Source organism: Candidatus Zixiibacteriota bacterium (assembly GCA_017999435.1).
Classification (GTDB): Bacteria; Zixibacteria; MSB-5A5; order GN15; family FEB-12; genus JAGNLV01.
In genome coordinates this window covers 74,293-88,762 of sequence record JAGNLV010000005.1, presented here as the reverse complement: position 1 = coordinate 88,762, position 14,470 = coordinate 74,293, and the positions used below count along the sequence as shown (strand labels likewise).

The 14,470-nt window shown below is 63.6% G+C and carries 14 protein-coding genes; 3 read left to right on the top strand and 11 right to left on the bottom strand.

Annotation, left to right across the window (positions count from 1 at the left end):
• Nucleotides 1–44: 44 nt before the first annotated feature.
• From KA261_12950 to KA261_12940, 3 genes are all read left to right on the top strand, one after another.
• The gene (locus tag KA261_12950; GenBank protein MBP7698710.1) at nt 45–815 is read left to right on the top strand and encodes a polysaccharide deacetylase family protein; all 771 of its coding nucleotides are present in this window, start codon (nt 45–47) and stop codon (nt 813–815) included.
• Between the two features lie 134 nt (nt 816–949).
• Entirely contained in the window at nt 950–3,424 is a 2,475-nt protein-coding gene (locus KA261_12945) for a leucine--tRNA ligase (GenBank protein MBP7698709.1), read from the top strand.
• Nucleotides 3,425–3,661: 237 nt separating this feature from the next.
• Nucleotides 3,662–4,351 (top strand): glycosyltransferase family 2 protein, encoded by a 690-nt coding sequence (locus KA261_12940; GenBank protein ID MBP7698708.1) that lies wholly within the window; start codon nt 3,662–3,664, stop codon nt 4,349–4,351.
• A 534-nt stretch (nt 4,352–4,885) separates the two neighbouring features.
• Here KA261_12940 and KA261_12935 read toward each other — a convergent pair.
• From KA261_12935 to KA261_12885, 11 genes are all read right to left on the bottom strand, one after another.
• Nucleotides 4,886–5,860 carry an NAD-dependent epimerase/dehydratase family protein gene (locus KA261_12935; protein MBP7698707.1) on the bottom strand — a complete coding sequence of 325 codons (975 nt, stop codon included), beginning with the start codon at nt 5,858–5,860 and terminating at the stop codon, nt 4,886–4,888.
• A 4-nt stretch (nt 5,861–5,864) separates the two neighbouring features.
• Nucleotides 5,865–7,166 carry a nucleotide sugar dehydrogenase gene (locus KA261_12930; GenBank protein MBP7698706.1) on the bottom strand — a complete coding sequence of 434 codons (1,302 nt, stop codon included), beginning with the start codon at nt 7,164–7,166 and terminating at the stop codon, nt 5,865–5,867.
• 68 nt (nt 7,167–7,234) lie between these two features.
• Nucleotides 7,235–8,149, bottom strand: a complete 915-nt coding sequence (locus KA261_12925) for a D-alanyl-D-alanine carboxypeptidase (GenBank protein MBP7698705.1) — start codon at nt 8,147–8,149, stop codon at nt 7,235–7,237.
• 31 nt (nt 8,150–8,180) lie between these two features.
• Nucleotides 8,181–9,491: an ABC transporter permease gene (locus tag KA261_12920; GenBank protein ID MBP7698704.1), complete on the bottom strand. Its 1,311-nt coding sequence runs from the start codon at nt 9,489–9,491 to the stop codon at nt 8,181–8,183.
• Complete coding sequence (locus KA261_12915) at nt 9,484–10,416, bottom strand: ATP-binding cassette domain-containing protein (protein ID MBP7698703.1); 933 nt, start codon at nt 10,414–10,416, stop codon at nt 9,484–9,486. The genes KA261_12920 and KA261_12915 overlap by 8 nt, the downstream gene beginning before the upstream one ends.
• Nucleotides 10,417–10,496: 80 nt before the next feature.
• On the bottom strand, nt 10,497–11,270 hold the full coding sequence (locus tag KA261_12910; GenBank protein MBP7698702.1) for a DUF72 domain-containing protein: 774 nt from the start codon (nt 11,268–11,270) through the stop codon (nt 10,497–10,499).
• Nucleotides 11,271–11,364: 94 nt separating this feature from the next.
• On the bottom strand, nt 11,365–11,481 hold the full coding sequence (locus tag KA261_12905) for a hypothetical protein (GenBank protein ID MBP7698701.1): 117 nt from the start codon (nt 11,479–11,481) through the stop codon (nt 11,365–11,367).
• A 37-nt stretch (nt 11,482–11,518) separates the two neighbouring features.
• Complete coding sequence (locus KA261_12900) at nt 11,519–12,133, bottom strand: hypothetical protein (GenBank protein ID MBP7698700.1); 615 nt, start codon at nt 12,131–12,133, stop codon at nt 11,519–11,521.
• Nucleotides 12,133–12,948, bottom strand: coding sequence for a hypothetical protein (locus KA261_12895; protein ID MBP7698699.1), 816 nt, complete (start codon nt 12,946–12,948; stop codon nt 12,133–12,135). The genes KA261_12900 and KA261_12895 overlap by 1 nt, the downstream gene beginning before the upstream one ends.
• Nucleotides 12,945–13,571 (bottom strand): hypothetical protein, encoded by a 627-nt coding sequence (locus KA261_12890; protein MBP7698698.1) that lies wholly within the window; start codon nt 13,569–13,571, stop codon nt 12,945–12,947. The genes KA261_12895 and KA261_12890 overlap by 4 nt, the downstream gene beginning before the upstream one ends.
• Nucleotides 13,572–14,378 carry a hypothetical protein gene (locus KA261_12885; GenBank protein MBP7698697.1) on the bottom strand — a complete coding sequence of 269 codons (807 nt, stop codon included), beginning with the start codon at nt 14,376–14,378 and terminating at the stop codon, nt 13,572–13,574.
• Nucleotides 14,379–14,470: the final 92 nt, after the last annotated feature.

The window sequence follows — 14,470 nt, the reverse complement described above, 5'->3', positions numbered from 1 at the left end:
GGCGGACACTTGACGGCCTCGCTGTCGCCCCCTACGTTACCCCCATGCACGTCCTCGCCTTCCACAAACTCACCCGCCGCCTCACCTTCGGCTCCACCAATTACCGGCCCGACCGTTTCCGAAGGCTGCTCGTTTCGCTCCTCACCGACGGCTACACCTTTGTCCCCCTCGACGGGGCGGGGGAGAGGCGCACAACGGGGGAGAGGGAACTGGCGATCACGTTCGATGACGGGTACGGCCACCTGGTCGACGCGCTCCCCGGGTTGATGGAGGAATTCGGCTTTCGCCCGACCGTTTTTGTCCCCACCGGATACCTTGGCCGCCCCAACGCCTGGGACTATAGCTTTGTCTTCCGCGCCGAACCGCACCTGACGGCCGGGGACATTCGCGCTCTCTCGGCGTGCGGTGTCGCTTTTGGCTCCCACGGCCACACCCACACCGATCTGACCCGCCTTTCGGATTCAACTCTGATCGAACAGCTCCGCGTGTCCCGCGCAATTCTGGAGGATCTCACCGGCTATCCGGTGACCGCTCTCAGCTACCCCTTCGGACGGGTCGATTCCCGGGTGTCCGAGTACGCGCGCGCCGCCGGCTATTGCTGCGGCTACACGCTGCGCTTTCCCTCGTTGGCCGACACGCTGTTCACGGCCGGCCGTTACGGCGTGTGGTGTTTCGATACCCCGGGTTCGGTCCGGCGCAAACTCAGACCCGGTCCCCTGCAATCGTTCGAGCGTCTCAAAGCCCGGGTCACCCACGCGCTCTCGGCCGGGACCCGCCTCACCCATCGGCGCGTCAGGGGAACCGCTCGTTCGTAGCGGCGCCGCGGGTCGGCCGCCTCTGCACGCGGCGCTCAAACTAACCCTTGCCTCCTCCGCCGCATTGTGCTACTTTCGTCCCTACTCTGGAGTGACCGAGGATGTTGTCGATGGGGACCCGTAAGACTGAAACCATGCGCTTTCCGTACAGAGAGATCGAGGCCAAGTGGCAGCAGCGGTGGATCGAGCGGGGTGTGCACCGCGCCCCCCGCATGCCCGATCCCGCCCGCAAGTGGTACCAGCTCGAGATGTTCGCCTATCCCTCGGGCGACATCCACATGGGCCATTTCCGCAACTATGTCATCGGCGATGCCGTGGCGCGCCAGCGCCTCATGCTCGGCGCCGACCTCCTGCACCCGTTTGGCTGGGATGCTTTCGGCCTGCCGGCCGAGCGCGCCGCCATCCAGCGCGGCGTCCCGCCCGCCGAGTGGACCCGAAGCAACGTCGGCGTGTCCCGCGCCACGCTCCAGCGAACCGGCGTCTCATTCGACTGGACCCGCGAGATCGATTCCTCCCGCCCCGACTACTACCGCTGGACGCAGTGGATGTTCATTCAGCTCTTCCGGCATAACCTCGCCTACCGCAAGCGCGGCTTCGTCAACTGGTGCCCGGAAGATAAGACTGTCCTGGCCAACGAGCAGGTCAAGGAAGGCCGTTGTGAGCGCTGCGGCACCGAGGTGATCAAGAAAGACCAGATCCAGTGGTACTTCAAAATCACCGCCTATGCCGACCGCCTCATCGATGACCTCGATCTGCTTCCCGGCTGGCCGGAAAACGTGAAAACCATGCAACGCGAGTGGATCGGCCGCTCCCATGGCGCCGAGATTGATTTCACGATCGAGGAAACGGGGGAGAAGCTCCCGATTTTCACCACCCGCCCCGACACGATTTTCGGCGTCACTTTCATGGCTATCTCGCCCGAATCCGACCTCCTCCAGTCGTTGAAACTGGAGCCGCCCTACTCCGAGGCGGTGGCCGGGTACCAGCGCAAAGCATTCGCCCGGACCGACATTGAACGGGCCGCCGCCACCACGGAAAAAGACGGTGTTTTCACCGGCAAGTATGCGGTCAACCCGTTCAGCGGCGAGCGTGTCCAGCTCTGGGTCGCCGATTACGTCCTCGCCGGCTACGGAACGGGCGCGGTGATGGCGGTGCCTGCCCATGACACGCGCGATTTTGCCTTTGCCCGGAAATACGGCATTCCCATTAAAGTCGTGATTCATCCGGATGCGAATACTTCGCTCAATGCCAATGAGATGGCCGATGCCTTCACCGATTACGGCCCCATGGTGAACTCCGGTCGATTCAACGGTCTGGCGGGGGAAGAGGCCCTTTCCAAAGTCACGCAATTTGCCGAACAGCAGGGGTTTGGCCGAGGCAAAGTAAACTATAAGTTGAAAGACTGGTCGATCTCCCGCCAGCGTTACTGGGGATGCCCGATCCCAATTATTCACTGCGAGAGCTGCGGCGCTGTTCCTGTTCCCGAAAACCAACTCCCGGTCCTCCTGCCGCCGGTTCAGGATTATCTCCCGAAAGGCCGTTCGCCTCTTGCCGACGTTTCCTCCTATATGAATGTGGCCTGCCCCAAGTGCGGCCGCGCCGCCCAGCGCGACCCCGACACCATGGACACTTTCGTCTGCTCCTCCTGGTATTACCTGCGCTACCTCGATCCGGACAACGAGTCGGCTCCTTTCGACAAGGAACTTGCCCGCCGCTGGCTGCCGATCGATCTCTATATCGGCGGCATCACCCACGCCACCGGCCACCTGATCTACTTCCGATTCTTCCACAAATTCCTCCAGGACATCGGCTGGGTCTTCTGCCCGGAACCCGCGGCCCGGCTGTTCAACCACGGTATGGTCCAGGACGCGCATGGTGTTACGATGTCGAAATCCAAGGGCAACGTCGTCTCGCCCGTTGCCGTCATGGAGGAACACGGCACCGACATCGCCCGGTTGGCGATGTTCTTCACCGCGCCGTCGGAGAAAGAAGTCCTGTGGTCGGAGGATTCGGTTACCGGGGTTGAGAAATTCGCCCTGAACAAGATTTGGCCGCTGGCCGGTTATGTGCGGGGCGCGCGGCCCGACTTAAAGCGTTACTTTAAGTCCGCCGAACTGAACGAATTCGAATGGGCCCTCTATATCAAGCTCAACCAGACCGTCAAGCGCGTCACCGAGGATTTCGAACGCCTCCAGTTCAACACCTCGATCGCCGCCCTCATGGAGCTTTTGCGAGACTATGACGCGGCCCGGATCGTCAGCAACGAGTTCAACGACTACCTGATTCTCAAATCGATCCAGCTCGCCGCTCCGCTGATCCCGCACATGGCCGAGGAGCTCTGGGAGATGGCCGGGCATGACGATTCGATCTTCCGCTCGGCCTGGCCGGTCTACGACCCGGAGGCCGTCGTCGGCGAGACAATTGAAATCGCAGTCCAGATCAACGGCAAATTGCGCGACACCATCCGGGTCGCCCGCGATGCCGATCAGAAGACGGTCGAGGCAGCGGCGTTGGCCGGCGAAAAGGTCGCCAAATTCACCGAGGGCAAAACGATCATCAAAGTCATCTACGTCCCAGGCCGAATCCTCAATATAGTGGTGAAGGGCTGATCGTGTGCCGCCGGACGGGTACCGAAATCCTGGATGGTTCGAGCAGTCCGGAAGGGTCAGAAGGCCAGGATAGATCGAAAACCTGGCTCCGAGGTCCGGACGGGACCGGTAAACTCGACAGGGACACCGCTACGCCGATAGAACGAGCGACCCGCTTGGCCGAGCAGTGGGGCGGGTTCTGACGTGCGGCGGTTAACATAATATGTCTTATAGGACACTAAACTCCCGCTGGCCATCATGAAACTCTCCATTATAATCCCTGTCTACAACGAGGTCGCCACCCTCCCCGACATCATCGACCACGTCCGGAACGCCCCGGTCGCCGACAAGGAGATTATCGTCGTCGATGACTACTCCACGGATGGTACCCGCGACCTGCTGAAAACCCGCCTTGAGCCGCTGGTCGACCTGGTCATTTACCAGCCGCGCAATTTCGGCAAGGGTTACGCGCTCAAGACCGGTTTCGGCCGCGCCACCGGCGACATCGTGATTGTCCAGGACGCCGACCTGGAGTACGATCCCAACGAGTACCCCGCCCTGATCGAGCCGATCGTCTCCGACAAGGCCGACGTCGTCTATGGCTCCCGGTTCATGGGCGGCGGCCCGCACCGCGTCGTTTATTTCTGGCACTATGTCGGCAACCGCTTTTTGACGCTGCTTTCGAACATGTTCACGAATGTCAACCTGACCGACATGGAGACCTGCTACAAGGTTTTCCGCCGCGACCTGATCCAGTCGATCGACATTCAGGAGAATCGCTTCGGGTTTGAGCCGGAGATCACTGCGAAAATCGCCCGCCGTCGTGTCCGCATTTACGAAATCGGAATATCGTATTATGGCCGTACGTACGACGAGGGCAAGAAGATCGGCTGGCGCGACGGCCTGCACGCGGTGTGGTGTATATTGAAGTACAACTTGGGGCGGTAGGCGCAATCACGGATGATTGGACCGGTGGCCCGCCCTTTGCGGCTTTCAAAGGGTAACCCACAGCTCCGCTGTGGGGACTTAACGTTATTCAATCAGTGCGCTGCGCAACCTGTCCAGCGGCCTGGGCGCGTCCTGCCGTCCCAAGTAGGAATTACAGCTCGACCAGTTCCCGTCACCAAGGCAAGTACCCACGGCAGAGCTGTGGGCGACCGGCGCTCTCGCTCGGGAGGTCAGCCCATGACCCCCAGAATAGGCGTCCCCCGCAACCCGATCGGGGAATTGCCGCCCCCCGGTACTGTCATTCCCGCGGAGGCGGGAATCCCGGCAACGCGCCTCTCCCCTGCCGCTGCCCCAGATTGCCAAGAGCAAAGCCTCCAAGACTGGACGAAACCACCCGCCGAAGAGAGGCAGTCTGAGAGAGAGGCAGACGAAACAGAGCCGATGGACGAAATCTCAAAAACGAGCGAAGCAGGCCCAGTCGATGATTACGGGTGAAAAGAAATCAGACAAACGCGCCCACCCCCCGCCGCAGCGCTACAGCCACCCCAACCGGGCGAGCGCCCGCCGCTGCGCCGCATACACTCGCGGCTCCCGGATCGCCTGTAAATACCACGCGATCGTCGGCGGCAGCCCCTCCCGCAAGCTCACCCTCGGCTCATACCCCAGGTACATCCGCGCCAGCCGGATATCCCCGGTAAACGACGAAATCTCCCCGACCCGCTTCTCGCTCACGCGCACCGTCGATTGCGAACCCAGCATCTCCACGATCCACCTGGCCAGATCCAGGATCCTCTCCCCCCGCCCGGCCGACAAGTTGAACGTCATCCCCGCGCTTCGCTCAAACCGGTCCACGATCCGGAGGAATCCCCCGACGCAGTCGTCGATATACGTGAAATCAAGCTTCTTCTCCGCGCCGAACACCGTGATTTCGCGATTGCGCCGCGCGTAGTAGATGAACAGGGGAATCACGCGCTCGGAGACGTCGTAGCGCCCGTAGACGTTGGACAGCCGCACGACCACCGGCTGGATTCCGTAGCACTCGCCGTAGGCGTGCATGAGGGCCTCGCCGCCGTATTTCGACGCCGTGTAGGGCGACTTGATCGCACACACGTGCGTCGACTCCTCCTTGCGCCGCTCGCCGGACCGCGACTCGCCGTAGACCTCGCGCGACGAGGCGTAGCAGACGCGCGTGATCCCCGCCCGGCGGGCGTACTCGAGCACGTTGAACGTCATCAGGTAATTGTCGCGCGCCTGCTCCGGATGGAGCACCAGCTCGTGCACCCGGGCGTTGGCCGCCAGGTGAATAATCGTGTCCGGTTTCCGCCGCAGCCGCAGCCCCGTCAGCGGCCGGCGCAGGTCATGGAACACCGTCCGCCGGTCGATGCGGGCGTCCCAATAGGAGCGGCGAAGATCGAGGGGGATGACTTTGTGCCCTGCCTGCTCCAGCGCCCGCACCAGCGCCGTCCCCACCGTCCCCGATGAACCGGTCACGAGAATGGTCTGCCCCACGCCTCTACCCTATCACCTCGAAACCGGCCTCGCGCCACCCGCCGCGGTTGAGCACGCGAAAATAGTCGATCACGAGCTTGTTGGCCACCAGGGCGGCCACTTCCCTGGGCCGCAACATCGCCAGCCGCTTGTGGGCGGTCCCGATGATCACCGCCGCCGCCCCGTCGAGAGCCGCCGCGACGTCTTTCTCCAGGGCGAACTCGGTCTCGGGAATCCTGTCCCGCCCCGCGAGGTAGGGTTCGTAGATCGCCACTTTGGCGCGCTTGGCCTTCAGCAGCTCGGCCAGCCGCACGGCGCGCGAGTCGCGCGTGTCGTCCACATCGGGCTTGAACGCCGCGCCGAGCAGTGCAATCTTCTTCCCCGCCAGCCCGCCGAGTTTCTCGGCAAGCATCTTCACGAGGTTCTCCAGCACCCCCTCGTTCACCGCCATCGCCGTCTGGGCCGACTGGAAGGTAAAGCCGTTGCCGGTCTCGCGCGAGTTGATGAGCAGGCAGTCCTTGGGAAGGCAGGATCCTCCGAATCCCAGCCCGGGCGTGAAGTAGTCCAGGCCGATCCGCTGGTCCAGCCCGATCCCCATCCGGATCGCCTCCAGATCGAGTCCCTCACGGCGGGCGAAATCGGCGATCTCATGAATGAACGCGAGCCGGTAGGCGAGGTAGACGTTGGAGGCGAGCTTGATCAGTTCGGCCGACGTCCAGTCGGTGTGCACGATCGGCACGCCCGTGCGGTAGACCTGCCGGTAGAGCATGGCCAGCCGCGCCGCGTCCCGCTTCTCGCGCGACCCGATCACGATCCGGAACGGGCGGGCCGTGTCCTCCAGGGCGTTTCCCTCGCGCAAGAACTCCGGGTTGACCACCAGCTTGACCGCTTTCCCAAAGGGGGCGGCGTCGAGCAGGCGGCGGAACTCCCCGGCAAACCCCAGAACGTTGGTCGACTTGAGAACGACCGTCGGTGCCGTCTTGCGCCGGACCTCTCCGATCCAGGCGGCGATCTCGGCGAAGGTGGCGGTGCGCATCTGCCACGTTTTGCGGTTGGCGGAGTCGATGGCGATGAAGATGAGGTCGGCCCGCTGGTAGAGCGCTTTCTCCGGCTCCGCCACCATGAGGGTGCGTTCCCCGATCACCTCCCGCAGCCGCTCGGCGAGCAGACGTTCGCGGAAATGGAGCCGCCCCCGGCGGAGCGTCTCCACCAGGGCGCTGTTCTTCTCGACCACCGTGGTCGGGAAACCCTTGTCGGCGAGGAATACGGCGGTCGCCAGACCGACATACCCGGCGCCAACGACCAGTATGTTGGGACGAGGGGTCATACGCCGGCGCCAGTATAACCTCTTAACCGAAAAATGGCAACGGTTTTAGCCGGATTCGCCGGGGCCCATCAGGTGGCCAGATCGGCGCAGGATTTGTACCCCCACTCGATCAGGCGCCGGCATTCCCGGAAGCGGAGCTTGTCCCCCGGCACGCCGAGCACCACCGCCGTGAGACGGCGGCCGGTCCGGTCGCGCACCATGGTCGTCAGACAGTAGTCCGATTCCCTGATATATCCCGTTTTCCCCGAGAGCACGCGGAACTGCGAGTGCATGAGGCCGTTGGTGTTGGACATGCTCACGCTCGCGTGCTTGCGGTTCAGAACCCGCACCCGGTAGGACTCCTTGCTGGAAATCTCCCTTATGAGCGGATAGTCGTAGGCGTAGTGGAGAATCTTGGCGACCTCGTGCGCGGTCGAAACATTCTGTTCCGAGAGACCGGTCGGCTCGACGAAGTAGGTGTTCCGCAGCCCGAGCTTGCGCGCTTTCTTGTTCATCGCCTTGGCGAAATCGCCGTACGATCCGGAGGTGACGCGGGCGAGCGCCCGCGCGGCGCGGTTGTCCGAGTTCATCAGCGCCGCGTGGAGCAGATCCCGGATGGTCAGTTCGTACCCGACGCGGAGGCGCGAGCGCGACGATTCCTTCGCGTCCTCCTGGGTGATGGTCTCGGTCCGGCTCATGTCAATCCCCTTGTCGAGCACGACCATGGCGGTCACCAGCTTGCTGATCGAGGCGATCGGCCGGACCTCGTCGGCCTCTTTCGCATAGAGCACCCGGCCGTTTTCGTAGTCGACCAGGATCGCCGCCTTGGTGTTGAGCCGCGGTCCCTCCCGCACGGTCGAGAAATCGAACTGGTAGTTGCGCTGGAGCGGTGAAAGCCCCGGCCCGTCCTCGGCCTCCAGGAAATAGACGGTGTTGGCCGAGAAGAACACGAATGCGGCGAGCATGATCAGCACGCTCGGCAGGGTAGTGCGCTTGACGATCATTCCCCAGGTGTCTCCGCTCTGTCGGTTGCCGCTAGTATCTCACCCATTTGACTATCTCCGGCAGCGTCGGCCGCTTGCCGTACATCAGGATTCCCACGCGGAATATCTTCGCCGTCAGCCAGATCACCGCCACCGTCGTCAGCGACACCAGCACGAAGCCGAGCACCGCCTGGCCGACGATTCCCCCGAAGAGCGAGTACTCGGTCATGGTCGGGGCGATGAAGATGATCCGCATCATCATCATCGTGGGCGTGAGAAACGGAATGTACGAGAGCACCAGCGACAGCGTCGAGTTGGGTTCCTGCACGACGTGGATCCCGATCATGACCGGCAGCACGAGCGACATGGTGATCGGGAACACGAAATTCTGCGCTTCCTTCTCGGAATTGACGATCGATCCGACCAGCGCGAAGAGCGTCGAGAACAGCAGGTACCCGGTCGTCAGGTAGAGCACGAAGAAGACCACGATGACCGGGTTGAACAGGAGCCGGTCGATCGAGCTGTCGACGCTGAGCGCGGCCTTGTTTGCATACAGCACGGCGCCGAGCGCCACCCAGATCGCCGCCTGCGTGAAGGTCGCCGCCCCCAGCCCCAGCACTTTCCCGAGCATAAGCTGGAACGGGGTGACCGAGGAGATCAGGACTTCCATGATGCGCGAGTTCTTCTCGTCGATCACGCTCCGCATCACCATCTGGCCGTATCCGAGAATCATCCCGAACATGACCATGACGAAGATGAGCGCGCCGAAATACTTGTACTCGAACGGCATCGTCTCCCCCTTCGCGTCCCGCACCTGGAGATCCAGCCGGCGCGTCAGGGCGAGAACGGAATCGACACTCACATTGACGTGGGACTGCCGCAGCCGCTCCATCGACAAAAGCTGCGAGGCGTGATTCTCGATTGTCTGGAGGATGGTGAAATTGGTGGCGTTGGTGACCGCAAATACACCCGTGTCGGACAACTGGGGGTTCGGCCGAATCACCACCACGTATTTGAGTTCCTGGGCGTTGATCGCCGCGGTGAGCGAATCGAGCACCCGCCGGTAGCCCGGGTCGTCCCCGGGGGCGACCGTGAAAAAGCCGCGGAAGTCATACAGGGGGGCTTCGGTTTCCTTGATCTTGACCTCGACCAGCCGCTCCTGGAGCCGCTCGCCGAATCCGGCGCTGCTCTGGTCGATGATGGCGATCGACTGGGGCCGGTCCAGCCCCGGGTCGGCCAGCAGCATCGGGAGCACCACGAACCCGGCCATGAGCGCCGGCGTGAGCAGCACGCCGATGAGAAACGATTTCTTCTTGACCACCTGCGCGTACTCGCGCTTGAAGACGACCCAGAATTTACGCATGGGCGGCCTCCCCGCCGGCTGCGGCCGCGTCCGATTCGGGCCGGGCCATGCGGATGAAGATGCTGTAGAGGGAAGGTTCGATTATCTGAAACCGCCGCACCGGCACGCGGTCGGTCACCGCCCGGAGAATCTCGTTGGGCCGCGCTCCGTCCCCCAGATCGATTTCGATGTAATTGGTGAACTGGGTGACATTCCTGACCCCCGGCAGCTCTCCCACAAAGAGGGCGTCCCCCTCGATTTCCAGTTGGATCGTGTTCTCGCCGAACTGCGCTTTCACCCGGCCCAGGGGACCGTCGAGCACCTTCTCCCCGCCCGCGATCATGCACACGTGGTCGCACAGCTTCTCGGCCTGTTCCATCACGTGGGTCGAAAAGAGAATCGTCCGGCCGGAGCGCTTGATCTCCAGGAGGATGTCCTTGATCAGTTCGATGTTGATCGGGTCGAGGCCGGAGAACAGCTCGTCGAGGATGACGATTTCCGGTTCGTGGATGATGGTGGTGACGAACTGGAGTTTCTGCGCCATTCCCTTGGACAGCTCCTCGACCTTGCGGTGGCGGTAGGCCGCCAGGTTCATGCGCTCCAGCCAGGGGCCGATTTTCGGCAGCATCTCGCGCCGCCCGACCCCTTTGAGCTCGGCCATGTAGAGGATGACCTCTTCGAGCGTCATCTTCTTGTACAGTCCCCGCTCTTCGGGAAGATACCCGACGCGGTTGTTGAAATCGGGACCGGCCGTGCGGCCGTCGACCAGCACCCGCCCCCGGTCCGGGACGGTGATATTCATGACCATACGGATGGTCGTTGTCTTGCCCGCCCCGTTGGGCCCGATGATGCCGTAGATCACCCCCTCGGGCACTTCGAGCGAGAGATCGTTGACGGCCACCTTGCCGTCAAATTCCTTGCGAATATGATCGAGCGTCAACTGCATCCGCTTCTCCTGGTCTCACAATGGCTTTGGATACGCATTCCGCCCGGTCGGCGTCAACCAAAAAACCGTCCCCGGCGGCCTCACAGCCCCAATAGTTCTCTCATTTCGACGGCGTTGGCCGCCGCCTGTCCCAGGTGGCAGTTGTTGAAATAGACATACAGCTTCGCGGCCTCTCCCTTGGCCGCCAGTTTGCCGATCTTCTGCTTCCACTCCTCCAGTTGTTCGCGCGAGTAGCGGTAGTCATAGCGCAGCGCTCCCCCCTCCCACCAGTACTCGGCGTTGCGGCCGTGGAGCCGCAGGTAGGCGGTCGGCCCGGTCGTGAACAGATCCGGCTTGATCAGGTTGGGCAGTTCCGGTTCGTCCACGCAGACGTAGCCGATCCCTTCCGCCCGGAGGCGGTCATACATGGTACGGTTCACCCAACTCCGGTGGCGGAACTCGGTGAACAGCGGCCGGGGGGCGAGGGCGGCCCGGAGCGCGCCCAGGTAGTCCAGGCTGTCCGGGCTGAACCGGAACGAATAGGGAAACTGGGCCAGCAGGCCGGACAGCTTCCCCGACGCCTCCATCGGCTCGACCGCCTGCAGGAACTGCCGGAGATCCTCCTCGATGTCCTGCCGCCGGTGCGTGACCGACTGCGGCAGTTTCACCACAAAGTCGAATCCCTCGGGCGCCTTCTTCGCCAGATTTCTCATCACCGCCGGGTGCGGGATACGGTAGTAGGTGGAGTTGATCTCGACGGTCGAGAACCGCTCCACGTAGTAGTCCAGCATTTTCCCCTTGTCGATCGTCTCCGGATAGAAGCTGCCTCTCCAATCCTCGAAGCTGAATCCCGATGTGCCGATGCGTATTTCCACGGTTCCGTTTCCGCTCCTTTGGGCCGGCTGCCAAGTGTGGTACGTTGCCGCCCGCGGCCGGTTGCGGCCCGGGGCGACCGGCCCGCGCGCCGCTTCAGCGGTCGCCGGAGGGAGGCCGGCGGTCGGCCGGCCGCCGCTGGAAGCGCACACGTCCGCACTTTGGACACACCCACTTGCGCTGCTTGTGGAACGTCCGTTTCAGTTCCTTCATCGTCGCCTGGCAGCGGGGACAGCGCATCCGGCCCCCGTCAGCTGGTCAGGCGGAGGAAGTCGCTGAGGAGGAATTCCACCCGCCCGATAAACGTCGACATCCGCGACATGACCGTGTAGCCGAAGGTGGTCCCGAAGAAGATCATCAGGAAGTACACCCCGATCTTCGCCGACCGCCCCAGCGCCCCTTTGTGTTCCCGGCTGAAATAGAAATACGAGAGGGTGGTCACGACTCCGACCATGACCACGATCGCCGACCAGTTGGGCATCCCGGTCGGGCCGACCAGCGGCATCACCGTGGCCGACATCTGCTTGAGCGTCCGGGCCTCGAGCATCACGGGTATGGCCACGCCCGCTCCGGAGCCGATCAGCACCGCCATCGACAGCCGCGACCAGGATTTGGTGCTCGGGTGGAACCGCCCGAACATGAGCAGCCCGAACACGAGCGGCGCGATCAGGCCGAGCCGCCCGTCCCCGAACAGCGGCCGCACGAGCAGGTCCATGAGCGTGTTGGTCCACGTGATCACGAGGAAGTACCCGATCGCCACCCCGATCAAAAGCGACTCCGCCATCCGGTAGACCGGATTGTCGCGGTACAGGAAACTCAGGATCGCCAGCGTGAGCGCGCCCGCGACCGCCGTGCCCCAATCCATCAGCCGCCCCCTCCTTTCTCCCGCCGCCGGGTCGCAAAGAAGACAAGGTTCCCGACGACGATGAGCGCGACCACGTAGAGGTGCGAGACCGTCTGGGCCAGCATCCCCCGCTCTCCCCCGCCACCGCGCGCGATGAGCTGTTCGTACTCGGCCGCCCCGCGCAGCCCGCCGACCATGGCCTGCAATTGCCCCGAGGCCAGGTACGGATCATAGGTGGTCACCATCGCGGCCGTCACCGCCGCCGCCACCCGCACGCGGTAGCGGCTGGCCGCGTACTCGATCCAGTGGGTCGTCAGCGACCCGTCGGCCACCGACACGACTCCGGCGATCTGACCATAGGTCTCGATCTCCGCCAGCATCGGAAGGTCCGTATACGGCCGCCCGAGGTAATCCTCCGGCCAGGTCTTCGCGAACGACTCCCCCATCGAGAGAATCGCCGCGATATACTGCGGCTTGAACCCGAGGTACACCCAGTCCTCGCCGTAGCGCTTGTCATACTCCCGGGCCGTCTGCTGCACCAGGCGGTAGCCGACCCCCGTCCCCTCGGCCAGTAGGGCGGTGCCGACAATCTTCAGGTTGCGCGAGAAGGCATGCCGGAGCACCGCCAGCGCCAGGGGCCGGATTTCCGGGAGCGAGGAGGCCTCGTGGTCGAACGACACGATGATCGTCGACCCGGCCGGCACCTCCTCGATGAACCGGTGCATCCCGAGCGTATCGTCGGAGGCCGGCACCTGCAGATTGACCTGCAGCGCCATGGCCGCGACCACGGCCGCCCCGAGACCGAGGAAGATCCAGTGGCGCGATTCCAGCTTCATCTTCCGCCTCTCCCCAGCCAGGTGCGTTCGATCCCCAGAATCACGCGCAGCGAGGTGGTGAGCGACCCGAGGCCGATGCCGATGAGAATCGCCCGCCGCGCCGCCATCGAGGGTACATCGCGCACCCACTCAGCGACCCGGTTCACCCAGTCGGGGTACCAATCCCCGAGCGCCGAGCGGGTGAGAATCGTCAGGAACGCGGCCGCCAGGAGCACAGCCGCCGGCGCCGATCGCGCCCGGAACCCGCGGTACGAGGCCGAGGCGACGAAAAACGCAAGGAGCGCAAACACAGTCGCCTGCATAGGCACCTGGACATTCTCAAAGACCCACATGAAGGGGGACTCGGCCCGGATTCCCCACAAAACCGCCAGCACCGGCATGAGCGCGACGCCCGCCAGCGACACCGCGCGGTAGGGCCAATCGGCCGCGCGTCCAATCCCGGCCGTGGCCGTCCGCACATAACTCACCACCCCCACCAGCAGCGTGAAGGCGAAAATAATCTGCCAGTAATCGACGAGCACCGCGGAGTTGATGCTCCGGGCCGCCGGCGCATCGGAGAAGTACTGGAGGAACATGACTGCGCCGAACACCAGCACGATAAACTGGGGAAGCCGCCGTCCCATCTACAGCCTCCACCACGTGCTGTCCGGGGCGAAGGTCGCCCAGACCACCGCCGCAATGAGCAGCACTACGATGAGCACCTTCAGAATGTCCTGAGCCCGGACGGAGGCGATGATGGAGGGATCCTCCGAGAGGTAGCCCGAGGCCGCGAACAGCTCCTCGCCGATCAGAACGTAGTCGCAGGCCACGATGAAGAAGGCCAGTTGGATGGTGGAGTCGGTGCCGGCGATCTGGATGCTCTTGTTGATGTTGGCCGTCTCCGCCAGAATCAGTGACTCGGCCTCGAACGTCCCCAGGAGGAACACCGAGGCCGGTTTCAGCCGGCTGATCTGCCCCTCGACGGCGGCCGCGTATCCGAACTGCGACGAACTGACATACGAGGCGCTGTCTTCGCGGAAACGGTCGGGAAATCCCGCCCGGGCGCAGCTCTCGCGCATGACCTCCTGCGCCACCGCCATGATGACCGGATCGTGGGTGGGAAACACCAGCCGGCAGTCGTACTGGGCCGCCTTCTCGGCCACGTGGCTGAGGATGTTCAGCGAGGCGATGGTGGTGGGGCGCTGGATGTCTCCCCCCCATCCCGGCGTGTAGAGAATGGGCCGGGCCATCTCGGTGGCCCGCCCCACCGCCTCCTCGATCGCCCGGAGGCCCGCGATCTCGCGCATCCGGTACCGGGCGCGGCTTTTCCGGTGGTAGGTCGTATAAAGCACGATGACGATGGCGACCGCCGCCGCCACCAGGGTCACGCTCGTGGAGGCGTCGAACCAGGGCGGATCGGCGGCCGCAGCGATGAGTGGAACTGCCGCCATGTTCACGGCACATGGAAAGACCTCCGCCTGCGTCGAAACAACTAAAAGATTATTTTGGTTGACCGGGGACGCCGGCGATCCGTTTCATGCCG

What these genes read in the sequence shown, in the direction of transcription:
- KA261_12925 (MBP7698705.1), bottom strand. Translation starts at nt 8,149, where the DNA reads ATGATCGTCAAGCGCACTACCCTGCCGAGCGTGCTGATCATGCTCGCC.
- KA261_12890 (MBP7698698.1), bottom strand. Translation starts at nt 13,571, where the DNA reads ATGGGACGGCGGCTTCCCCAGTTTATCGTGCTGGTGTTCGGCGCAGTC.
- KA261_12905 (MBP7698701.1), bottom strand. Translation starts at nt 11,481, where the DNA reads ATGAAGGAACTGAAACGGACGTTCCACAAGCAGCGCAAGTGGGTGTGT.
- KA261_12900 (MBP7698700.1), bottom strand. Translation starts at nt 12,133, where the DNA reads ATGGATTGGGGCACGGCGGTCGCGGGCGCGCTCACGCTGGCGATCCTG.
- KA261_12930 (MBP7698706.1), bottom strand. Translation starts at nt 7,166, where the DNA reads ATGACCCCTCGTCCCAACATACTGGTCGTTGGCGCCGGGTATGTCGGT.
- KA261_12945 (MBP7698709.1), top strand. Translation starts at nt 950, where the DNA reads ATGCGCTTTCCGTACAGAGAGATCGAGGCCAAGTGGCAGCAGCGGTGG.
- KA261_12940 (MBP7698708.1), top strand. Translation starts at nt 3,662, where the DNA reads ATGAAACTCTCCATTATAATCCCTGTCTACAACGAGGTCGCCACCCTC.
- KA261_12885 (MBP7698697.1), bottom strand. Translation starts at nt 14,378, where the DNA reads ATGGCGGCAGTTCCACTCATCGCTGCGGCCGCCGATCCGCCCTGGTTC.
- KA261_12915 (MBP7698703.1), bottom strand. Translation starts at nt 10,416, where the DNA reads ATGCAGTTGACGCTCGATCATATTCGCAAGGAATTTGACGGCAAGGTG.
- KA261_12950 (MBP7698710.1), top strand. Translation starts at nt 45, where the DNA reads ATGCACGTCCTCGCCTTCCACAAACTCACCCGCCGCCTCACCTTCGGC.
- KA261_12920 (MBP7698704.1), bottom strand. Translation starts at nt 9,491, where the DNA reads ATGCGTAAATTCTGGGTCGTCTTCAAGCGCGAGTACGCGCAGGTGGTC.
- KA261_12895 (MBP7698699.1), bottom strand. Translation starts at nt 12,948, where the DNA reads ATGAAGCTGGAATCGCGCCACTGGATCTTCCTCGGTCTCGGGGCGGCC.